The 22,068-nt window shown below is 51.5% G+C and carries 21 protein-coding genes; 10 read left to right on the forward strand and 11 right to left on the reverse strand.

Features of this window, described 5'->3' with window-relative positions; genetic code table 11:
• The first annotated feature begins 49 nt into the window (after positions 1 to 49).
• From citT to yldA, 4 genes are all read left to right on the forward strand, one after another.
• On the forward strand, positions 50 to 1,513 hold the full coding sequence (gene citT / locus K0778_RS09170) for a citrate/succinate antiporter CitT (RefSeq protein WP_000050323.1): 1,464 nt from the start codon (positions 50 to 52) through the stop codon (positions 1,511 to 1,513).
• Between the two features lie 113 nt (positions 1,514 to 1,626).
• The gene (gene rna / locus K0778_RS09175) at positions 1,627 to 2,433 is read left to right on the forward strand and encodes a ribonuclease I (protein WP_001295857.1); all 807 of its coding nucleotides are present in this window, start codon (positions 1,627 to 1,629) and stop codon (positions 2,431 to 2,433) included.
• Between the two features lie 228 nt (positions 2,434 to 2,661).
• Positions 2,662 to 3,072, forward strand: coding sequence for a nucleoside diphosphate kinase regulator (gene rnk, locus K0778_RS09180; protein WP_000089731.1), 411 nt, complete (start codon positions 2,662 to 2,664; stop codon positions 3,070 to 3,072).
• A gap of 137 nt (positions 3,073 to 3,209) precedes the next feature.
• On the forward strand, positions 3,210 to 3,299 hold the full coding sequence (yldA, locus tag K0778_RS28310) for a small membrane protein YldA (protein WP_000796528.1): 90 nt from the start codon (positions 3,210 to 3,212) through the stop codon (positions 3,297 to 3,299).
• A gap of 3 nt (positions 3,300 to 3,302) precedes the next feature.
• Here the strand turns inward: yldA and K0778_RS09185 are convergent, their stop codons facing one another.
• A complete protein-coding gene (locus K0778_RS09185) occupies positions 3,303 to 4,541 on the reverse strand; it encodes a zinc-dependent alcohol dehydrogenase (protein ID WP_000646175.1) in 1,239 nt (412 codons plus the stop codon).
• Positions 4,542 to 4,761: 220 nt separating this feature from the next.
• On the opposite strand from K0778_RS09185, the gene uspG reads away from it, so the two are divergent.
• Positions 4,762 to 5,190, forward strand: a complete 429-nt coding sequence (gene uspG, locus K0778_RS09190) for a universal stress protein UspG (RefSeq protein WP_000278509.1) — start codon at positions 4,762 to 4,764, stop codon at positions 5,188 to 5,190.
• A 120-nt stretch (positions 5,191 to 5,310) separates the two neighbouring features.
• On the opposite strand, the gene ahpF is transcribed toward uspG, so the two are convergent.
• Both ahpF and ahpC read right to left on the reverse strand, forming a co-directional pair.
• Entirely contained in the window at positions 5,311 to 6,876 is a 1,566-nt protein-coding gene (gene ahpF, locus K0778_RS09195; RefSeq protein ID WP_000887629.1) for an alkyl hydroperoxide reductase subunit F, read from the reverse strand.
• 244 nt (positions 6,877 to 7,120) lie between these two features.
• Positions 7,121 to 7,684 carry an alkyl hydroperoxide reductase subunit C gene (ahpC, locus tag K0778_RS09200; RefSeq protein WP_000052796.1) on the reverse strand — a complete coding sequence of 188 codons (564 nt, stop codon included), beginning with the start codon at positions 7,682 to 7,684 and terminating at the stop codon, positions 7,121 to 7,123.
• A gap of 371 nt (positions 7,685 to 8,055) precedes the next feature.
• On the opposite strand from ahpC, the gene dsbG reads away from it, so the two are divergent.
• The 4 genes from dsbG (at position 8,056) to K0778_RS09220 (ending at position 11,882) form a co-directional block, all read left to right on the forward strand.
• Complete coding sequence (gene dsbG / locus K0778_RS09205) at positions 8,056 to 8,802, forward strand: thiol:disulfide interchange protein DsbG (protein ID WP_000913829.1); 747 nt, start codon at positions 8,056 to 8,058, stop codon at positions 8,800 to 8,802.
• A gap of 208 nt (positions 8,803 to 9,010) precedes the next feature.
• A complete protein-coding gene (locus K0778_RS09210; protein ID WP_000002474.1) occupies positions 9,011 to 9,913 on the forward strand; it encodes a LysR family transcriptional regulator in 903 nt (300 codons plus the stop codon).
• Positions 9,914 to 10,059: 146 nt separating this feature from the next.
• Positions 10,060 to 11,280: a phosphoadenosine phosphosulfate reductase gene (locus K0778_RS09215; RefSeq protein ID WP_000029825.1), complete on the forward strand. Its 1,221-nt coding sequence runs from the start codon at positions 10,060 to 10,062 to the stop codon at positions 11,278 to 11,280.
• A complete protein-coding gene (locus tag K0778_RS09220; RefSeq protein ID WP_000502945.1) occupies positions 11,253 to 11,882 on the forward strand; it encodes a ParB/RepB/Spo0J family partition protein in 630 nt (209 codons plus the stop codon). Before K0778_RS09215 ends, K0778_RS09220 begins: the two co-directional genes overlap by 28 nt.
• On the opposite strand, the gene ybdL is transcribed toward K0778_RS09220, so the two are convergent.
• Positions 11,883 to 13,043 (reverse strand): methionine-oxo-acid transaminase, encoded by a 1,161-nt coding sequence (ybdL, locus tag K0778_RS09225; protein WP_063084765.1) that lies wholly within the window; start codon positions 13,041 to 13,043, stop codon positions 11,883 to 11,885. It lies immediately after the preceding gene.
• A gap of 108 nt (positions 13,044 to 13,151) precedes the next feature.
• Between ybdL and hcxA the strand changes: the two genes are divergently transcribed.
• Complete coding sequence (gene hcxA, locus K0778_RS09230; RefSeq protein WP_001120432.1) at positions 13,152 to 14,240, forward strand: hydroxycarboxylate dehydrogenase HcxA; 1,089 nt, start codon at positions 13,152 to 13,154, stop codon at positions 14,238 to 14,240.
• Between the two features lie 9 nt (positions 14,241 to 14,249).
• On the opposite strand, the gene K0778_RS09235 is transcribed toward hcxA, so the two are convergent.
• The 7 genes from K0778_RS09235 to entC all read right to left on the reverse strand — a co-directional run bounded on the left by K0778_RS09235 (position 14,250) and on the right by entC (position 21,743).
• Positions 14,250 to 14,447 carry a YbdD/YjiX family protein gene (locus K0778_RS09235; RefSeq protein ID WP_000460431.1) on the reverse strand — a complete coding sequence of 66 codons (198 nt, stop codon included), beginning with the start codon at positions 14,445 to 14,447 and terminating at the stop codon, positions 14,250 to 14,252.
• Positions 14,448 to 14,628: 181 nt separating this feature from the next.
• Positions 14,629 to 16,734 carry a pyruvate/proton symporter CstA gene (gene cstA, locus K0778_RS09240; RefSeq protein WP_001043156.1) on the reverse strand — a complete coding sequence of 702 codons (2,106 nt, stop codon included), beginning with the start codon at positions 16,732 to 16,734 and terminating at the stop codon, positions 14,629 to 14,631.
• A gap of 180 nt (positions 16,735 to 16,914) precedes the next feature.
• Entirely contained in the window at positions 16,915 to 17,328 is a 414-nt protein-coding gene (gene entH, locus K0778_RS09245) for a proofreading thioesterase EntH (RefSeq protein ID WP_000637953.1), read from the reverse strand.
• Between the two features lie 2 nt (positions 17,329 to 17,330).
• Positions 17,331 to 18,077, reverse strand: coding sequence for a 2,3-dihydro-2,3-dihydroxybenzoate dehydrogenase EntA (gene entA, locus K0778_RS09250; protein WP_000347651.1), 747 nt, complete (start codon positions 18,075 to 18,077; stop codon positions 17,331 to 17,333).
• On the reverse strand, positions 18,077 to 18,934 hold the full coding sequence (gene entB, locus K0778_RS09255) for an enterobactin biosynthesis bifunctional isochorismatase/aryl carrier protein EntB (protein ID WP_001007138.1): 858 nt from the start codon (positions 18,932 to 18,934) through the stop codon (positions 18,077 to 18,079). Before entB ends, entA begins: the two co-directional genes overlap by 1 nt.
• Positions 18,935 to 18,947: 13 nt before the next feature.
• Positions 18,948 to 20,558 carry a (2,3-dihydroxybenzoyl)adenylate synthase EntE gene (gene entE / locus K0778_RS09260; RefSeq protein ID WP_000026812.1) on the reverse strand — a complete coding sequence of 537 codons (1,611 nt, stop codon included), beginning with the start codon at positions 20,556 to 20,558 and terminating at the stop codon, positions 18,948 to 18,950.
• Positions 20,559 to 20,567: 9 nt separating this feature from the next.
• Complete coding sequence (gene entC / locus K0778_RS09265; RefSeq protein WP_000381303.1) at positions 20,568 to 21,743, reverse strand: isochorismate synthase EntC; 1,176 nt, start codon at positions 21,741 to 21,743, stop codon at positions 20,568 to 20,570.
• Positions 21,744 to 22,068: the final 325 nt, after the last annotated feature.

Raw genomic sequence — 22,068 nt, forward strand, 5'->3', positions numbered from 1 at the left:
TATTTAAGCACTTGATAAATTTGGAAATATTAATTTTCGGAGAACCCGTATGTCTTTAGCAAAAGATAATATATGGAAACTATTGGCCCCACTGGTGGTGATGGGTGTCATGTTTCTTATCCCTGTCCCCGACGGTATGCCACCACAGGCATGGCATTACTTCGCTGTGTTTGTGGCAATGATTGTCGGCATGATCCTCGAGCCAATTCCGGCAACAGCGATCAGTTTTATTGCGGTTACTATTTGCGTTATTGGCAGTAATTACCTGCTCTTTGATGCCAAAGAATTAGCTGACCCAGCGTTTAATGCGCAAAAACAGGCGCTGAAATGGGGTCTGGCTGGTTTTTCCAGCACCACGGTATGGCTGGTATTTGGCGCATTTATTTTTGCATTAGGGTATGAAGTTTCCGGGTTAGGTCGTCGCATTGCCCTTTTCCTGGTGAAATTCATGGGCAAACGCACGCTGACGTTGGGTTATGCGATTGTCATTATCGACATTCTGCTGGCACCGTTTACACCGTCCAACACCGCGCGTACCGGGGGTACGGTTTTTCCGGTCATTAAAAACCTGCCGCCGCTGTTTAAATCATTCCCCAACGATCCGTCCGCGCGTCGTATTGGCGGCTATTTGATGTGGATGATGGTCATTAGTACCAGTCTGAGTTCGTCCATGTTTGTCACCGGTGCGGCACCAAACGTGCTGGGTCTGGAGTTCGTCAGCAAAATTGCCGGTATCCAGATTAGCTGGTTGCAGTGGTTCCTCTGCTTCCTGCCGGTTGGGGTTATCTTGCTTATCATTGCGCCGTGGCTTTCCTACGTGCTGTACAAACCGGAAATCACACACAGTGAAGAAGTGGCAACCTGGGCGGGTGATGAACTAAAAACCATGGGTGCGCTGACACGCAGAGAGTGGACGCTGATTGGCCTTGTATTGCTCAGCTTAGGTTTGTGGGTATTTGGCAGTGAAGTCATTAATGCTACTGCGGTTGGTCTGCTGGCAGTTTCGCTAATGCTGGCTCTGCACGTTGTGCCGTGGAAAGACATTACCCGCTATAACAGCGCATGGAACACGCTGGTCAACCTGGCAACTCTGGTTGTGATGGCTAACGGCCTGACTCGTTCTGGTTTTATTGACTGGTTCGCCGGTACCATGAGTACGCACCTGGAAGGATTCTCACCAAACGCAACGGTGATTGTACTGGTTCTGGTGTTCTACTTTGCACACTACCTGTTTGCCAGCCTGTCTGCGCACACCGCAACCATGCTGCCGGTTATTCTGGCCGTCGGTAAAGGTATTCCGGGCGTACCAATGGAACAACTGTGTATCCTGCTGGTGCTGTCTATCGGTATCATGGGCTGTCTGACGCCGTATGCAACCGGTCCTGGGGTGATTATTTACGGCTGTGGCTATGTGAAATCAAAAGATTACTGGCGTCTTGGCGCAATCTTCGGGGTGATTTACATCTCTATGTTGCTGTTGGTTGGCTGGCCGATTCTCGCCATGTGGAACTAATACGTTCGCCAAACGCTGAATAAATCATCACGCCCGCCAGGTAAGCCCACCTGGCGGGCTTTTTTATGATTTAATAGATAGTATTCAGTGTATGTATGAGTTCCACACCCATTATGAAAGCATTCTGGCGTAACGCCGCGTTGCTCGCGGTTTCTCTGCTTCCCTTCTCTTCTGCCAACGCCGTAGCGTTGCAGGCAAAACAGTATGGCGATTTTGATCGCTATGTCCTGGCCCTCTCCTGGCAAACCGGATTTTGCCAGAGTCAACACGATCGAAATCGTAACGAACGAGATGAATGTCGCCTGCAAACCGAAACGACCAACAAAGCTGATTTTCTGACCGTACATGGTCTGTGGCCAGGATTGCCTAAATCGGTCGCTGCCCGTGGTGTTGATGAACGCCGCTGGATGCGCTTCGGTTGCGCTACTCGCCCAATCCCGAATCTACCAGAAGCGCGCGCCAGCCGGATGTGTTCATCGCCGGAAACCGGATTATCACTGGAAACGGCCGCTAAACTAAGTGAAGTCATGCCAGGAGCTGGCGGACGTTCCTGCCTGGAACGCTACGAATATGCCAAACACGGTGCCTGCTTTGGTTTTGATCCGGACGCATACTTCGGTACTATGGTACGCCTGAATCAAGAAATTAAAGAGAGCGAAGCCGGAAAATTCCTTGCGGATAATTACGGTAAAACAGTGAGCCGCCGTGACTTTGACGCCGCCTTTGCCAAAAGCTGGGGAAAAGAGAACGTGAAAGCAGTTAAGCTAACGTGCCAGGGTAACCCTGCGTATTTGACTGAAATTCAGATCTCGATCAAAGCTGACGCCATCAACGCTCCGCTTTCTGCAAACTCATTCTTGCCACAACCTCACCCAGGTAACTGTGGCAAAACCTTTGTGATTGATAAAGCGGGTTATTAATCCTCTGATTTACAAAACACGCTAATTCGTCTTCCATAACCATGACGATTAAGAATTATACATAATGCGCTGCATTGAGGAATTCCCTGAATGTGACGCAAATCACTTCAAAGAGTGAGCAACAGTCAGTATCATCATGTGAGTTAAACCCTCGCCGCCTGACGGTGAGGGTTTTCTTTTGGGTATGTTTATCTGCGACACTCGCAGTACCGACGACATGGAGTAAAAATGTCCAGACCAACTATCATCATTAACGACCTGGATGCCGAACGCATCGATATTCTGCTGGAGCAACCCGCCTATGCTGGTTTGCCAATCGCCGACGCGTTAAACGCAGAGTTGGATCGCGCCCAAATGTGTTCGCCAGAAGAGATGCCACACGACGTGGTGACAATGAACAGCCGGGTTAAATTCCGCAATCTTAGCGATGGCGAAGTGCGTGTGCGCACGCTGGTGTATCCGGCAAAAATGACCGATAGCAATACTCAGCTTTCCGTTATGGCTCCGGTAGGTGCCGCACTGCTGGGGCTGCGCGTTGGCGATTCCATTCACTGGGAACTTCCGGGCGGCGTTGCAACCCACCTTGAAGTGCTGGAACTCGAATACCAGCCAGAAGCTGCTGGCGACTACCTGCTTTAATCCCATCTGCACAAGCGATAACTCGCTTTGCCCAGAGGATGCACTCGCATCCTCTTTACGCAAAATCAGCAATTTTTCCTGGTTCTCACTGTTCACTTTTGCTGCAAAATTATTCCGTTTCGTTTGTGGGAATAACCATGGCAGAAGCATTTTACATCCTGATAGGATTTCTGATTATGGCGGCGATTATCGTCATGGCTGTCCTTTACCTCGAAAACCACTCCTGACGATCATATTGTTCCCCCCGGCATCGCATTCACCAGACCTGAAACCGCCTTCTGCGCCGCCTCTGCGCTTTGTGCACCGGGTACCAGAATCACCTTACGGCACTCCTCTTCACGTTTTTCGAAAATCTCATATCCCCGGGCGGCCTCTTCAAACGGCATATAGTGGGTAACAATTTCTTCTGGTTTCAGTAATCCTTTCTCAATTAACGGTAATAATTCTCCCAGCCATGCGTGAACGTGGGTCTGTCCCATTTTAAACGTCAACCCTTTATCAAAGGCGTCGCCAAACAGGAAACCGTGAATAAATCCAGCGTAGACGCCGGGTACGCTAACAATGCCGCCACGCCTGACCGCCGCAATACACTGGCGCAACGCTTTACCGCTGCTGCCCTCCAGTTTCAGGTTAGTCAGCACCGTTTCCGTGGTGCTGCCTTTCGCTTCAAAACCGACGGCGTCTATTACTGCATCCACGCCCCGGTGACCTGCCGTTTGTTCAATAATTGACTGTGCCGGATCGCTGTCTTCATCAAAATTAATCGGGATCGCGCCGTAGCGGTCGGCGGCGAAATGCAAGCGGTAGGGATGATGATCAACAACAAAAATCTGTTCCGCACCGAGCAACCGTGCACAGGCGATTGTCAACAATCCCACAGGACCAGCACCATAGACTGCAACGCTTGAACCTTGTTGGATCTGCGCATTTTTTGCTGCCTGCCATGCCGTTGGCAGAATATCAGAAAGGAAAAGCGCTTTATCATCTGAAAGCAAAGGCGGTACTTTAAACGGCCCCACATTCCCTTTAGGGACGCGGACATATTCCGCCTGCCCACCAGGAACGCCGCCATACAGGTGACTATAACCAAACAATGCCGCTGGAGCTGGTATCTGTTTTTTATTGAGCGCAGCGCCTTTACCCGCATTGGTATTTTCGCAGGCGGCATATTGTTGCAATCGACAGAAAAAACAGTCGCCACAAGCAATGACGAACGGAATTACCACTCGGTCGCCTTTTTGCAAATTTTTTACGTCCTTTCCGGTTTCAACTACTTCCCCCATAAATTCATGACCAAAAATATCGCCATGTTTAACCTGAGGTATTTTGCCTCGATAAAGATGGAGGTCAGAGCCACAGATCGCCGTTGCCGTAATACGCAGAATAATATCATCTGCCTGTTCAACGCCCGGATCGGGAACATTTTCTACCTGAACGTGATGTGGGCCGTGATAAGTCAATGCTTTCATGCAACCTCCAGAGACAGTTCAAAAAAGAGTCAGTCTTTAAGGGTAGCTATCACAGCGGGAAAACGGGCGGTACCACAGGTTTTGGGAGAATTCCTGGTGTTCAGTGAGAATATATTCATCACAGAAACAGTTCGTAAGGAAAAAGAACCAGACAAATATCAGGGATAAATATTATAATCATGGCGAATGATTTGTTCATGATTAACAGGGAGAAAGGGTTATGTATAAGACAATCATTATGCCAGTTGATGTATTTGAAATGGAATTGAGCGACAAAGCTGTTCGCCACGCTGAATTCCTCGCCCAGGATGACGGAGTTATTCATCTACTTCACGTACTACCCGGGTCAGCCAGCCTGAGCCTGCACCGTTTTGCCGCTGATGTGCGTCGTTTTGAAGAGCATCTGCAACATGAAGCACAAGAACGTCTGCAAACGATGGTCAGCCACTTCACCATCGATCCTTCCCGCATTAAACAACATGTCCGTTTTGGTAGCGTACGGGATGAAGTCAATGAGTTGGCAGAAGAACTGGGGGCTGATGTTGTAGTTATTGGTTCTCGCAACCCATCGATTTCGACCCATCTGTTAGGTTCTAACGCCTCGAGCGTGATCCGCCACGCCAATCTGCCGGTGCTGGTTGTGCGTTAATTGCCAGAATAAGTATCCCGCCCTGCCCGGAGCCATCCCGGCGGGGCTTTTTAATGCCATAAAAAAGCCGCCAGGTTTGACCCCGGCGGCTAAGCAATTGCAGGTGAATCTTACTTCTTCTTATGCAGTTTTGGTGCGAATCAGGTAGTCAAAAGCACTCAGAGAGGCTTTGGCACCTTCGCCAGTGGCGATGATGATCTGCTTGTACGGAACCGTCGTACAGTCACCCGCTGCGAACACGCCTTTCACGTTGGTTTCGCATTTCGCATCAATGATAATCTCGCCCATGCGGTTACGTTCGACTGCGCCTTCGAGCCAGTTGGTGTTCGGCAGCAGACCAATCTGGACGAAAATACCGGCCAGTTCGATGTTGTGAATATCGCCGCTGACACGATCTCGATATTCCAGACCAACGACTTTGCTGCCGTCGCCTTTCACTTCCGTGGTTTGCGCATTCAGAATAATGTCGACGTTTTTCAGGCTGCGCAGTTTGTCCTGCAGAACCTGGTCGGCTTTCATTTCTGGCGCAAATTCCAGCAGCGTTACGTGCTCAACGATACCCGCCAGGTCAATTGCCGCTTCCACGCCGGAGTTACCGCCGCCGATAACCGCTACGCGTTTACCTTTAAACAGCGGGCCGTCGCAGTGCGGGCAGTAGGTCACGCCTTTGGTGCGATACTGATCTTCGCCCGGAACGTTCATGTTGCGCCATTTTGCACCGGTCGCCACGATAATGCTGCGTGCTTTCAGTACCGCGCCAGAAGCTGTTTCAATCTGATGCAGACCACCTTCAACTGCTGCTGGGATCAGTTTGCTGGCGCTCTGGCTGTCGATCACATCAACGTCGTATTCATCAACGTGAACTTTCAGTGCGCCTGCCAGCTTCTGCCCTTCAGTCTTCGGTACAGAAATGTAGTTTTCGATATCAACGGTATCGAGGATCTGACCACCAAAACGTTCGCCCATCAGACCGGTACGGATGCCTTTACGTGCGGAGTAAATTGCTGCCGCTGCACCCGCCGGGCCGGAACCGACGATTAATACGTCATAAGCATCACGCTTGTTCAGCTCTTCTGCCGCACGTTTTTCCGCGCCAGTATCAATTTTGGCAACGATTTCAGTCAACGTCATGCGGCCCTGACCAAACTCTTTCCCGTTTACGAACACTGCCGGAACGCCCATCACGTTGCGATCGGTGATTTCGTTCTGGAAGGTGCCGCCGTCAATTGCAGTGTGCTTGATGCGCGGGTTCAGTACGCTCATCAGGTTCAGCGCCTGCACCACGTCCGGGCAGTTGTGGCAAGAGAGCGAGTAATAGGTTTCGAATTCAAAATCACCGTCAATATGGCGAATCTGCTCCAGCAGAGACTGCGCTTCTTTCGACGGATGACCACCGGTCCACAGCAACGCCAGTACCAGCGAGGTGAACTCGTGGCCCAGCGGGGAGCCTGCAAAACGTGGCCCCTGGTTGGAACCTGGGTTGGTGATCAGGAAAGACGGCTTACGCACCGGCAAGCTGTTATCTTCTTTAAAGGTGACTTTGTCTGACAGTTCTGCGATTTCAGCCAACAGTTCCTTGATTTCTGCCGATTTAGCGCTGTCATCCAGCGTGGCAATTAACTCAACAGGCTTGGTCAATTTCTCAAGGTAAGCCTTGAGTTGAGTTTTCATATTTGTGTCGAGCATGTTTATCTCCTGGGCTTTAAACATCATCATGCAAGCGGCCTCTGCGGCTACCTGGATGCAGCTTGCATCATGGTGCGGGGAAGAAAATCGGGTGCCGCAGCACCCGAAGAATTAGGTGAATTTCCGAAGTATTTCGCGTCAGAGCAAGGCGGCTAGCCTGTGAATCCCCGGGAGCTTACACAAGTAAGTGACCGGGGTGAGCGGGCGACGCCAACGCCGCTATGGCGTGAAAGACGAAGGAAATTTAGATTTTACCAACCAGGTCCAGAGACGGAGCCAGAGTTGCTTCACCTTCTTTCCATTTAGCCGGGCAAACTTCACCTGGGTGAGAAGCTACGTACTGTGCTGCTTTGATTTTACGCAGCAGGTCAGACGCGTCACGGCCAATGCCTTCAGCGGTAACTTCGATTGCCTGGATGATACCCTGCGGGTCAACAACGAAGGTCGCACGGTCAGCCAGACCTTCATCTTCACGCATGTTGTCGAAGTTACGGGTCAGGGCGCCAGTCGGGTCGCCGATCATCGCATATTTGATTTTAGCGATGGTTTCAGAGCTGCTGTGCCATGCTTTGTGGGTGAAGTGAGTATCGGTAGATACTGCGTATACGTCTACGCCCAGTTTCTGCAGTTCTTCGTAGTGGTCAGCAACGTCACCCAGTTCGGTCGGGCATACGAAAGTAAAGTCAGCCGGGTAGAAGAAGAAGACGCTCCAGCGGCCTTCGGTATCTTTTTCGGTGATTTCGATGAATTCGCCGTTTTTGAATGCCTGGTTTTTAAAAGGTTTAATTTTGGTGTTAATCAAGGACATCTATACTTCCTCCGTGTTTTCGATGAGATGTAAGGTAACCAATTTTTGCCGATTCGGCTAATGCGTTTCCATTATCAAATCGATAAGTTTTACCTTACAACCTTCGTAAGACAACTTTGTGAACTTTGCACCGCCAGCGGCGATAAAAAGTAAAATGGCCCCCTTTCCAGGTGACCGTGTAATCTGAACTACCCTTTGGTATCTTCAGTGCCTGCCTGCAGGCTGAGGTGTTGCCCTTACAAATGCAACAACGACATGGATTACAACACCCTCATAAACAAAGGGCAATCACCTGATCTAAGCTCTTACCTATGACAGTGATAGGTTATGCCTTTTACTCGACTTTTGCACTGACTGAAAAGGACAAATTAATGTTAAAAAAGATACTTTTACTGGCTCTGCTTCCTGCAATCGCCTTCGCAGAGGAACTTCCTGCTCCAGTAAAAGCGATTGAAAAACAGGGCATTACAATCATCAAAACATTCGATGCCCCCGGAGGAATGAAAGGTTATCTCGGAAAGTATCAGGATATGGGCGTCACCATCTACCTGACTCCAGATGGTAAGCACGCTATCTCTGGTTACATGTACAACGAGAAAGGTGAAAACCTGAGTAACACACTTATCGAAAAAGAAATTTACGCACCAGCCGGACGCGAAATGTGGCAACGGATGGAACAATCCCACTGGCTCCTCGACGGTAAAAAAGATGCGCCGGTCATTGTCTACGTCTTCGCCGATCCGTTCTGCCCATATTGTAAACAGTTCTGGCAGCAGGCGCGCCCGTGGGTAGATTCTGGCAAAGTGCAATTAAGAACATTGTTGGTTGGGGTTATCAAGCCAGAAAGCCCGGCGACAGCAGCGGCAATTCTTGCCTCCAAAGATCCCGCAAAAACCTGGCAACAATATGAAGCCTCTGGTGGCAAGCTTAAGCTAAACGTGCCTGCAAACGTAAGTACAGAGCAAATGAAAGTGTTAAGTGACAATGAGAAACTGATGGACGATCTGGGGGCAAATGTCACGCCGGCTATCTATTACATGAGTAAGGAAAATACGCTACAACAGGCCGTGGGGTTGCCCGATCAGAAAACGCTTAATATCATTATGGGGAATAAATAAAAGGTAATTCATGGATGGTTGAACTATATCCCTGCTTTTCAACCATCCTAAAAAAGCATGAATTGCTCGCTCTGCCCTAAGTGGCTGTGCTATTTTAGAAAAACTTAATCCTGAGTTAAGCAAAAAAACATAATCAATAAAAATATATACGCAAAAAACATTGATTAAGTGAATATATCATGGAAGAAAAATATAACCGGAGTAGTGTATGGCCAATCTCTACGACTTGAAAAAGTTCGACTTAAATCTTCTTGTCATATTTGAGTGTATTTACCAGCATTTAAGCATTAGCAAAGCTGCTGAATCACTATATATCACCCCATCAGCCGTGAGCCAGTCGTTACAACGCTTACGTGCGCAATTTAATGACCCTTTATTCATTCGCTCAGGAAAAGGTATCGCGCCGACGACAACAGGGTTAAATCTGCATCACCATCTTGAGAAAAATCTCAGAGGCCTTGAACAAACAATTAATATAGTCAATAAGTCCGAACTAAAGAAAAACTTTATTATCTACGGCCCTCAGCTCATTTCTTGCTCTAATAATAGTATGCTGATCCGCTGCCTACGGCAAGATTCCTCTGTCGAGATTGAGTGCCATGATATCCTCATGTCAGCAGAGAATGCTGAAGAACTGTTGGTTCACCGCAAAGCCGATCTGGTGATCACCCAAATGCCAGTGATCAGCCGTTCCGTCATTTGCATGCCATTGCATACGATTCGCAATACTCTAATTTGTAGTAATAGGCATCCACGAATTACTGACAATAGCACTTATGAACAAATTATGGCAGAAGAGTTCACCCAATTAATATCTAAATCAGCAGGGGTTGATGATATTCAAATGGAAATAGACGAGAGATTTATGAATCGCAAAATCTCATTTCGTGGTTCCTCTTTGCTGACAATCATTAATAGCATTGCAGTTACAGATTTACTGGGAATAGTCCCCTATGAACTTTATAATTCCTACCGTGACTTTCTTAATTTAAAAGAGATAAAACTAGAACATCCGTTACCTTCAATAAAGCTTTACATTTCCTATAATAAATCTTCTTTAAATAATTTGGTGTTCTCCCGATTTATTGACCGTCTAAATGAGAGTTTTTGATATATAACTACAGACAGTTACTATAACTTTCATCTATTTATTCACAGCGCGAATGAAAAATAAAACACTCTGCTTTACAGTGTTTACTTTATAATTAACAGACTTATCTCACTGATCACCCTGTAACGTTCAGAGAGCGTCTTCAGATGTCTATTTATAAAATTCCTCTTCCGCTCAATATTCTGGAAGCTGCACGAGAGCGTATTACCTGGACACTCAACACCCTACCCCGCGTTTGTGTCTCATTTTCTGGCGGCAAAGACTCTGGTTTAATGCTGCATCTGACAGCCGAACTTGCCCGACAAATGGGCAAAAAAATCTGCGTTTTGTTTATCGACTGGGAGGCGCAATTCTCTTGCACCATTAACTATGTTCAGTCCCTGCGCGAGTTGTACACCGATGTCATCGAAGAGTTTTACTGGGTTGCGCTCCCGCTTACGACGCAAAATTCCCTTTCACAATACCAACCCGAATGGCAGTGCTGGGAACCTGATGTCGAATGGGTACGTCAACCTCCCCAAGATGCGATAACCGACCCTGACTTTTTCTCCTTTTACCAGCCAGGCATGACCTTCGAACAATTTGTACGTGAGTTTGCCGAATGGTTTTCACAAAAACGTCCGGCGGCGATGATGATCGGCATCCGTGCGGATGAGTCCTACAACCGTTTTGTCGCCATCGCCAGTTTAAATAAACAACGTTTTGCCGACGATAAACCCTGGACTACGGCCGCACCAGGCGGTCATAGCTGGTACATTTACCCCATTTACGACTGGAAAGTGGCTGATATCTGGACCTGGTATGCAAATCATCAAAGTCTCTGCAACCCACTGTATAACCTAATGTATCAGGCAGGCGTTCCTCTGCGTCATATGCGAATTTGCGAACCTTTTGGCCCGGAGCAACGACAAGGATTATGGCTCTATCACGTTATCGAACCGGATCGCTGGGCTGCTATGTGCGCACGAGTCAGCGGGGTAAAAAGTGGCGGCATTTACGCCGGACATGACAATCATTTCTATGGGCATCGGAAAATCCTCAAGCCAGAACATTTAGACTGGCAAGAATATGCATTATTGCTGCTCAATAGCATGCCGGAAAAAACAGCTGAGCATTACCGCAATAAAATCGCCATTTATTTGCACTGGTATCAGAAAAAAGGCATCGAGGTTCCACAAACCCAGCAAGGGGACATTGGCGCGAAAGATATCCCCTCCTGGCGGCGGATATGCAAAGTTTTACTCAATAACGATTACTGGTGTCGGGCATTATCATTTAGCCCCACAAAATCGAAGAACTATCAGCGTTATAACGAACGGATAAAAGGAAAACGTCAGGAATGGGGGATACTATGCAACAACGATTAACGCAGGATTTAACGCAATTTCTCGCCAGCTTGCCGGAAGATGATCGCATCAAAGCGATTAATGAAATCCGCATGGCGATCCATCAGGTTAGCCCCTTTCGTGAAGAGCCAGTGGATTGCGTTCTGTGGGTTAAAAACAGCCAACTTATGCCTAATGATTACAACCCAAACAACGTGGCACCACCCGAAAAAAAACTGCTGCAAAAATCCATTGAAATAGATGGTTTTACCCAACCCATTGTGGTCACACATACGGATAAAAATGCCATGGAAATCGTGGATGGTTTTCACCGCCATGAAATTGGTAAAGGCTCATCATCATTAAAATTACGCTTAAAAGGTTATTTGCCGGTGACCTGTCTGGAAGGTACGCGTAATCAACGCATCGCCGCGACTATTCGTCATAATCGCGCTCGTGGACGCCATCAAATCACCGCCATGTCGGAAATCGTCCGTGAACTTAGCCAGTTGGGATGGGACGATAATAAAATTGGCAAAGAGCTGGGAATGGACAGCGACGAAGTGCTGCGCCTGAAGCAAATTAACGGCCTGCAAGAGTTGTTTGCCGACCGTCAATATTCCCGCGCCTGGACGGTTAAATAGCTAAAGCTGGCGCAGGCGTTCAGCTGCTGCCAGCAACGTCGATTCCTTCTTGGCAAAACAGAGACGAATCAGTTTATGTGGGAAGGGATCGGCGCAAAACACCGACAGCGGAATCGCCGCTACGCCGTGCTCCTGCGTCAGCCACTGGCAAAACTCAACATCATCCAGGGTAGAAACCGCGCTGTAATCCACCAGCAAAAAGTATGTACCTTCACACGGTAAAATCTCCAGCCGGCTTTCATTTAAAGCATTCACCAGAATATCGCGCTTCTGGCGATAAAAGTCCGGTAACGCAAGATAATGCTCAGGTTCTGCACGTAGCATATCAGCAAGCGCCAGCTGTGCCGGGGTATTCACCGAAAAGGTCAGATACTGATGTACCTTGCGAATTTCGGCGCTGATGGGCGCTGGCGCAACACAATAACCCACTTTCCAGCCGGTCATATGATAGGTCTTGCCAAATGAAGAAACCGCCACTGCCCGCTCACGCAGCTGCGGATGCGCCAGCACACTGGCATGGCCCTGTTGTGAAAAGTTGATGTGCTCGTAGACTTCATCGCTAATGACAAAAATCTCGTGCCCGGCGATCGCCTGCCACAAAGCGGCGAAATCAGCCTGCTGCCAGACAGTTGCACTGGGGTTATGCGGAGTGTTGAGGATCACCAGTCTGGTGCGCTCGCTTAATAATGCGGCAAATTCCTGCCAGTCAACGCGAAAATGCGGTGGTTGCAGTGCCATACGCTTCACTATTCCCCCAGAAAGCGCGATGGCGGGGGCGTAACTGTCATAGCTGGGATCAAAACAAATCACTTCATCGCCATTGCACACCAGTGCGGTAATCGCCGCGTATAACGCTTCCGTCGCCCCTGCCGTTACGGTGATATCGCTATCGGCATCTGGTTGATAGCCATACAAACGTTCCGTTTTCTGAGCAATCGCCTCGCGCAAGGCCTGCACGCCGGTCATGGGCGCGTATTGGTTTGCCCCCTGGGCAACGTGGTACGCCAGCCGCTCCTGTAAATAGCGCGGACCATCAAAATCAGGAAAGCCTTGCGACAGGTTAATCGCCTGGTGTTGCTGCGCCAGCGCGCTCATCTGGGTGAAAATAGTGGTGCCAAGTTGTGGAAGTTTGCTTTGTGGAATCAGAGGGTTATTTGTCATTTTTATTGTACCTGACGAAGTTGCGTGTTGAAGGCACTATAACACGATGCTAGTATTTGGCAATCAAGACGTTTAGATGTCTAAATAAAACAATAAGGACAACACAACATGCCTCACAATCCTATCCGCGTGGTCGTCGGCCCGGCTAACTACTTTTCACATCCAGGAAGTTTCAATCACCTGCACGATTTTTTCACTGATGAACAACTTTCTCGCGCGGTGTGGATCTACGGCAAACGCGCCATTGCTGCGGCGCAAACCAAACTTCCGCCAGCGTTTGGACTTCCAGGGGCAAAGCATATTTTGTTTCGTGGTCATTGCAGCGAAAGCGATGTACAGCAACTGGCGGCTGAGTCCGGTGACGATCGCAGCGTGGTGATTGGCGTCGGCGGCGGCGCACTGCTCGACACCGCGAAAGCCCTCGCCCGCCGTCTCGGTCTGCCATTTGTTGCCGCTCCGACGATCGCCGCCACCTGCGCAGCCTGGACACCGCTCTCCGTCTGGTATAACGATGCCGGACAGGCGCTGCATTATGAGATTTTCGACGACGCCAATTTTATGGTGCTGGTGGAACCGGAGATTATCCTCAATGCACCGCAACAATATCTGCTGGCGGGGATCGGTGACACGCTGGCGAAATGGTATGAAGCGGTGGTGCTGGCTCCGCAACCAGAAACGTTGCCGCTAACCGTGCGGCTGGGGATCAATAATGCGCAGGCCATTCGCGACGTCTTGTTAAACAGTAGCGAACAGGCACTTGCCGATCAGCAAAATCAGCAGTTAACGCAATCATTTTGCGATGTGGTGGATGCTATTATTGCTGGTGGTGGGATGGTCGGTGGTCTGGGCGATCGTTTTACGCGTGTGGCGGCGGCTCATGCCGTGCATAACGGTCTGACTGTCCTGCCGCAAACCGAGAAGTTTCTTCACGGCACCAAAGTCGCTTACGGAATTCTGGTGCAAAGCGCCTTGCTGGGTCAGGATGATGTGCTGGCGCAATTAACCGGGGCGTATCAGCGTTTTCATCTGCCGACTACGCTGGCGGAGCTGGAAGTGGATATCAATAATCAGGCGGAGATCGACAAAGTGATTGCCCACACCTTGCGCCCGGTGGAGTCCATTCATTACCTGCCAGTCACGCTGACACCAGATACGTTGCGTGCAGCGTTCGAAAAAGTGGAATCGTTTAAAGCCTGACGTGCAAATTTAGCAGCAGCGCGCGCCGCCTTTTCCACCGTAGCGCGCGTCCTGCCGCTCACGGAAAAACTCCTCGTAGGTCATCGGCGTTTGATCGGGATGGTTAACCCGCATATGTTCGACATAGTTGTCGTAATCAGGCATACCAATCATCAGCTTCGCCGCCTGACCTAAATATTTTCCGGCTTTTGCCAGTGAATCAAACATCTTGGCCTCCGCTAACCATGTTGCTGAAAGAGTGCCGGATGCGGCGTGAACGCTTTATCCGGCCTACAAATGCTATCAACGCACTCGGTCAGTCCCCTCGCCCCATCGGGGAGAGGGTTAGGGTGAGGGGGAACCCTCGGCACTATGCCAACATTCGCCAACATCCCCCCTCACTCTGACTTTAGTGCGCGCCTTTCGCCTGCGCTACGATCTCCTCAACATTTTCCGGCATCGGCTCATACGGCGTTTCTTTCGCCGTTGGCTTCGGATCTTTCAATGCCGCAAGTGCCGTCTTAATCGAGAACAGTGCCAGAACCACCACGACCACCATAAAGAAGATGGTTAACCCGGCATCCAGACGGTTATTGAACACCAGTTGCGCCAGCTGTGACTCAGTATACTGCGACGGAATATTGCCGCTGTCGATCATTGCCTGGAACTTATTAGCAATGGCCAGGAAGCCGACTTTCGCATCCGGGCTAAACGCTTTCTGCCAGCCTGCGGTCAGGGTACAAATCAGCAGCCAGGCCGTTGGTACCAGCGCCACCCAGGCGTAACGTTGACGTTTCATCTTGAACAACACCACGGCACAGAGCATCAGTGCCATCCCTGCCAGCATCTGGTTGGCAATACCAAACAGCGGCCACAGAGTGTTAATACCGCCCAGCGGATCGACCACGCCCTGATGGAGGAAGTAGCCCCACGCCAGTACGCACAGCGCTGTTGCCAGCAGGTTAGCAGGCAGTGAATCGGTCCGCTTCAGGCCAGGAGACACCACGCCCAGCAGATCCTGCAACATAAAGCGCGCAGCACGCGTACCCGCATCTACCGCCGTCAGAATAAACAGAGCTTCAAACAGAATGGCGAAGTGATACCAGAACGCCACATCCATCATACCACCCAGCGCACCGTGCAGGATGTAAGCCATCCCCACCGCCAGCGTCGGCGCACCGCCCGCACGGGAAATGATCGACTGTTCACCCACTTCGCTGGCAATCTGGTTGAGCGTATCTGGTGTAATGCTAAAGCCCCAGCTACTCACCACCTGCGCGGCAGAAGCGACTACATCCGCCGTCCCTGCCGGAGCCAGTACCGCCATTGGGCTGTTCATGGCAAAATACACGCCCGGATCGATGATACAGGCAGAAACCAGCGCCATAATCGCCACGAAGGATTCCATCAACATCCCACCGTAGCCGATAAAGCACGCCTGCCCTTCGTTCGCCAGCATCTTCGGCGTGGTGCCGGAAGAGATCAGCGCATGGAAGCCAGACACCGCACCACAGGCGATGGTGATAAACAGGAACGGGAACAGGTTACCGGTCCATACCGGGCCAGTGCCATCGACAAATTTGGTCAGCGCAGGCATGGTCAGCGTCGGGCGCATAATCAAAATGCCTACCGCCAGACCGACGATAGTCCCGATTTTCAGGAAGGTAGAGAGGTAGTCACGCGGGGCCAGCAGTAACCACACCGGCAGCACCGCCGCCACAAAACCGTAACCCACCAGCATCCAGGTCAACTGCACGCCGGTAAAGTCAAAGTACGGTGCCCAGGTCGGACTTTCTGCCACCCAGCCGCCAGAGATAATGGCGAAAATCAGGAATACCAGACCGATGACCGACACTTCGCCAATACGCCCCGGACGCAGATAGCGCAGGTAGATCCCCATAAACAGCGCCAGCGGAATGGTGAACGCAACGGTATATGTTCCCCACGGGCTATGAGTCAGGGCTTTCACCACGATCATCGCCAGCACTGCAAGGATAATGACCATGATCATAAAGCAGGCCACCAGCGCAATCACCCCGGCGGTTGGCCCCATCTCTTCTTTGACCAGCTCACCCAGCGAGCGACCGTCACGGCGCGTAGAAACAAACAGCACCATGAAATCCTGCACCGCACCGGCGAGAACCACCCCAGCGAGCAGCCAGATCATCCCCGGCAGGTAGCCCATTTGCGCCGCCAGTACCGGCCCCACCAGCGGACCTGCTCCGGCAATGGCCGCAAAATGGTGACCGAACAGCACTTTCTTGTCCGTCGGCACATAGTCCAGCCCGTCGTTATGGCGCACCGCTGGCGTCATACGCGTCGGGTCAACCGCCAGCACATTTTTGGCGATATACAGCCCATAAAAACGGTAAGCGATCAGATAGATACAGACCGACGCCACCACAATCCACAGCGCGTTGATCTGTTCCCCACGATTTAAAGCAATGTATCCCAGAGCAAATGCTCCCATTACAGAGAGCACTGTCCAGACGAGGTATTTCCCTGATTTGTTCATAGTTGTTATCCGTGTGCGTGTCCATAGAGATGTTACATTTTGTTTCTATAACATCTTTGTACAATTTAACAACACAGCAACCATGTAAATCGGAGTTGAAACCAATATTTAACTTAACAATGTTAACTCGATCACTCCGTTAACCGAGTTTTCCTGCAATCTCATCTAATTCTGTCGGGTTCATCCCAAAACTGCCGTACCCAGCCGACAAGTGCAGCAACGCCGCCCCTGTTCATCGAAAACGACGATTTCCCAGCTCTGATTTTGCCGACCAAGATGCAGCGGCTGGCAGACGCCGCGTACCTTTCCCTCAGACACCGGGCGATGGTGTGTTGCATTAAGTTCTGTGCCTACCACACACTGTCCGTCGCGGGTCATCATAAATCCGGCCATCGATCCCAGCGTTTCCGCCAGCGCCGCCGACGCGCCGCCATGTAGTAAACCGAACGGCTGATGAGTACGGGTATCAACCGGCATTTCGGCTTCCAGCACATCATCGCCCAGACGGGTATACACAATTCCCAGATGCGCCACCATTGTGTTATCGCTGGTGGCGTTCAGTTCGTCGAGCGTTAAATGGCGTTTCCAGATCATGCTTATGCCCCCAGCGTTGAGCCGCCATCGACCACAATATCCTGTAGGGTAATATGGCTGGCGAGGTCAGAGGCGAGGAACAAAATCGTGTTGGCGATCTCTTGTGGACGGGCGATTTTCCCCAGCGGAATGCCGAGTTTAAACTGCTCGCCAAAGCCGCGAATACGCTGTTCTTCGGCGTCATCGCTCACCCACAGCGTGCGTTGCATATCGGTGTCGGTGGAGCCAGGCGAAACCACATTACAGCGCACGCCGCTACCCGCCAGTTCCAGCCCGACGCTCAACGCCAGGCTTTTCAGCGCCGCTTTCGATGCGCCATAAGCACTCATGCCAATACGCGGCGTGTGCGCGGCGTCGGACGCCACAGTGACAATCGCCCCGCCCCGCTGACGGCGAAACTGGTTCATGGTTTGCTGGAACAGGTTAAACGCACCGCCGACGTTAACCGCAAAAGTCTGCTGCCAGTCCTCTTTACTGAGCTGATCGGTCGCGCCCATGCGTAAAATTCCCGCCGCATTGACCAGCGCGTCCAGTCGCTCCGTTTCAGCTAACAGTCGCTGACACACTTGCGCGACCTGCGCAGCGTCGGCAACATCCATCACTTCGGTCGCAAAGGGATATTGCTCCTGAGTGAACGCTTGATCAAAACCTGTAACTTTCGCTCCCGCCTCAACAAACGCCAGCGCCGTGGCGTAGCCGATACCTTTACCTGCGCCGGTTACCCAGACATTTTTACCGCTGAAATCCATTATTTCACCTCGCGGGAGAGTAGCTTCCACCAGGCGTCGATGGTCGGGTTTTTCGCCAGCATGACAAAGTCGATATCACCATGCACTTTGCGCCAGCGCGCCGCCAGCGCCATCATGCGCACCGAATCCAGACCGTAGTCGATCAGGTTGTCGTCATCGAACGGCTCATCGGACTCGTCCAGCAACGGCAGGATCACCTCACGCAGCGCCGCTTTGCTGGCGGGGATAGGTGCTGGCAGTAATTCTTCAGTCATCACCACCCGGCCAGAACGTCCGGCCACATATTTCAGCGACATCAAATGCTCGTCACGGCTGAAATCGGCCAGCGCATCCGCCACCATAAACGGTTTAATATCGCGCATAAATGCGTCGGTTGCGGTGGTCATACAGCCAATGTGGGCATATACCCCGGTAATAATCAGCTGGTTACGTCCACTCTCTTTCAGCATTTGCTCCAGCGGAGAACGATGAAACGCGCTGTAGCGCCACTTCACCAGCACCGTGTCGTCGGCATCTGGCGTCAGGCGATCCACCACCTTTTGCTGTTCCGGCGAGCGGGTCAGGCCCGGCCCCCACATATCATTCAACAGCGCCCGATCTTCATCGCTCTGCTCTTTCGGCTGGGCGGTGTAATAAACCGGGATATTGTGCTGTTTGCAGTAGTCGCGCAGCGCAGCAATATTCGCGATCACCTGCTCCATCATCGGGCAGTTCTCGCCCCAGAAGCTGACAAAATAGTCCTGCATATCATGGATTAACAACGCGGCACGTTGCGGTTCAAAGGCCCAGTCAACTTTATTCTGCGGAATATCGTGAGACTCCGGCAGTGCGTAAGCCTGTAATTTTGGAATAGCCATCGTGTTCTCTCCTTCAGGCTGATGCGCGTGACGCCAGCCACTGACGTAATTGTTTTTTATCGACTTTCCCGACCGCCGTCAGCGGAAGTGAATCCACACACTCCACGCGATCCGGTAATTTAAATTCGGCAATACCCTGTTCACGCAGGAAACGACGCACCTGCACCGCGCGCAGCGGCTCTTTTACCACCAGATAAGCGCAGCTTTTTTCGCCCATCAGCTCATCTTCCATGCTCACCAGTGCGGCGTAGATCACCGCCGGGTGGCGCAGCAGCAGGTTTTCGATCTCTTCGGCAGCGATCTTCTCGCCGCCACGGTTAATCTGATCTTTCTCGCGCCCCTGCACGGTGATGTAACCCTCTGGATCAATAGAGATCAGATCGCCGGAACAGTAAAAACCGTTGGCATCAAAGGCGCTGGCATTGTGCTGTGGACTTTTGTAATAGCCGCGGAAGGTGTACGGCCCGCGCGTCATCAGGCGTCCGACTTCCCCTTGCGGCAGTGGATTTCCTTCGGCATCGGCAACCCATACTTCGTCATCCGGACACATTGGGTAACCCTGGGTATGGATAATTTTCTCCGCGCTATCATCAAGTCGGGTGTAGTTCACCAGCCCTTCCGCCATGCCAAACACCTGCTGCAACTGACAGCCAATCTCAGCGGGAATACGCGCCGCAAGGGTGGCAGAAAGACGTGCGCCGCCGACCTGTAACAGTTTCAGCGAGGCAAGCTGCGCCCGGCTTTCGCCTTCGATCAGCGCCTGCAACCACAGGCTGACTGCGGGTGGCACCAGCGCGGTAACGTTAACCTGATGTTTTTCAATCAATGGGAAACAGAGCGTGGCGCTGGGATCGGCCGCCAGAACAACCGTTCCTCCGGCAAGAAAGACGCCCAGCGATCCTGGCGAACTCATGGCGTAGTTATGAGCCGCCGGGATCGCGCACAGGTAGCGTGTCTGTTGTGTGAACTGACAAATCTCGACGCTACGACGCACGCTGTAGTAGTAGTCGTTATGAGTGCGCGGGATCAGTTTCGGTGTGCCGGTGGTGCCACCGGAAAGCTGGAAATAGGCCACTTCATCAGCAGGTGATGGCGTGGCAGTAAAATCCTCAGCCGGATGGTTAATCGCATCCTGCAAGTTATGCTCACCGCTGTCGTTGAGCAGTTGCACCACGCGAATGGAGGAATGTTCTGTGACGAAAGTATTGAGGAAATCATCCCCGCTAAACAGCGCATGTTGGCGATCGGCAATCAGCAATGCGGGTTCAATCTGGCTGGCATAGGCGTTCAGTTCACTACGCTGATGGCTGAACAACGCCAGCACCGGCGCAACGCCCAGTTTCAGCAGCGCGAAAAAGGTAATATACAATTCAGCGACGTTACCCAGTTGTACCAGCGCGGTTTCACCAGGTTTAATGCCCTGACGGCGTAAACTACACGCGAGGTTATCCGCCGCCTGATTCAGCTCCCGATAACTCAACTGTCGCTCGCCGTCGATAACCGCGATGCTGTCACTCGCAGCATGTCGCGTCAGAATGTCGGTCAGCGGCAAATCCTGCCAGTAGCCTTTTTCCCGATAGCGACGGGCAAACTCTTCCGGCCAGCGGGTGAATGGAATGCTCATCCTCGCTCCTTAATGCAATCCAAAAACGTTCAACATGGTAGAAAGTTTGACGCCTGTTTCGCGCCACTCACCCAACGGTGACGACGCAGGCACAATCCCCGCTCCGGCAAACAGACGCACCTGATTTTCCCGCAGCTTCGCGCAGCGGATGGTCACCACCCATTCGCCGTTACCTTCGCTGTCACACCAACCCACAATGCCGCCAAACAGTTCGCGGTCGAACGGTTCCAGTTCAGCAATAACCTGGGTCGCGGCCTGATGCGGGAAACCGCTCAGCGCGGGGGTCGGATGCAGCAGACAGGCCAGAGTCAGTGCGTTTTCTTGCGAATTCGCTTTACCTTCAAAGGGAGTTGCGAGATGCCACAGCGTCGGCGTGGTGATCAGCTGTGGAGAAGAAGGAACGTGTAACTCACTACTGCGTTCGCGCAGTACCTCTTTCATCGCCTGAGTCACCAGTTCATGTTCATGGCGATCTTTTTCTGACGCCAGCAGACGATTACCTGCTTCGCGATCGAGCACTTCATCCGGCTGACGACGCGCGGAACCGGCTAACGGAATGGAGCTAAAACGCTCGCCGTCTTTACGTAGCAGCAGTTCCGGGCTGGCCCCCAGCAGGACGCCACCATCAGCCAGCGGAACATGGAAGTTGTAACTAACCGGGTTTTGCGCAATCAACCGTTCCAGCAATACGCCACTATCAATGGCGGCGTCAGTGGTGATATCAATCAACCGTGACAACACCACTTTGTCGACCTGCGGCGTGGCGGTAAGTGCGGCGGCGCGGGCAACCATCTGTTCAAACGTGGTTTGCTCCGGAATTGCCTGGCGTTCCACCACATTCAGCGACTGGCTGCGGGTGAAACGGCGTGCGGAAGCTTGTTTTTCCTGACGGGAGAACGACTGCCAGGATTCAGGAATATACAGCGACGAAGGCTGACGTGGATCGAAGGGAATCGCCCCGACCATCACCGGATTTTTGATGCCCTGCGCTTTGGCATCGGCAAACAGCGCGGCGAGTTTTTGCTGGAAGGGACTGTCGGGCGAATCCCCGTTCACAGCCGGTTCATCGAAGCGGGCGAAACATCCTGACGTCGTAAAACTGCGGTACGGCGACATAAAGAAAAAGCGATTGGGCGCAAGTGTTGCCATGGTCTGCTGTACTTCCTCAGCCAGTGACGTATCCATATCATCCTCCACAAAATGATAAATGCTTTAATAATGATTATCATTTATATTTTCGGTCGCTAACCTAAAAGCAAACGCGCACTATGTCAACTCTTGAGGTAACGCAATCTGCAACTCGGGGTTGCATCTGGTTGTGGTTACAATGAAAATGAGAAGCATTATTGATGGATTCGCATAAGCGCAATGTGATGTCCTGCGCCGTTCTGCCCCCTCTCCCTTCCAGGGTGAGGGCTGGGGTGAGGGTTAATGTTCGCACCAGTGCTGGCTGTTCCCCTCACCCTAACCCTCTCCCCAAAGGGGCGAGGGGACGGATTGTGCGCTTTGT

The sequence above is a fragment of the Escherichia sp. XD33 genome (assembly GCF_019375075.1).
In the GTDB taxonomy this organism is placed as follows: Bacteria; Pseudomonadota; Gammaproteobacteria; order Enterobacterales; family Enterobacteriaceae; genus Enterobacter; species Enterobacter flexneri_A.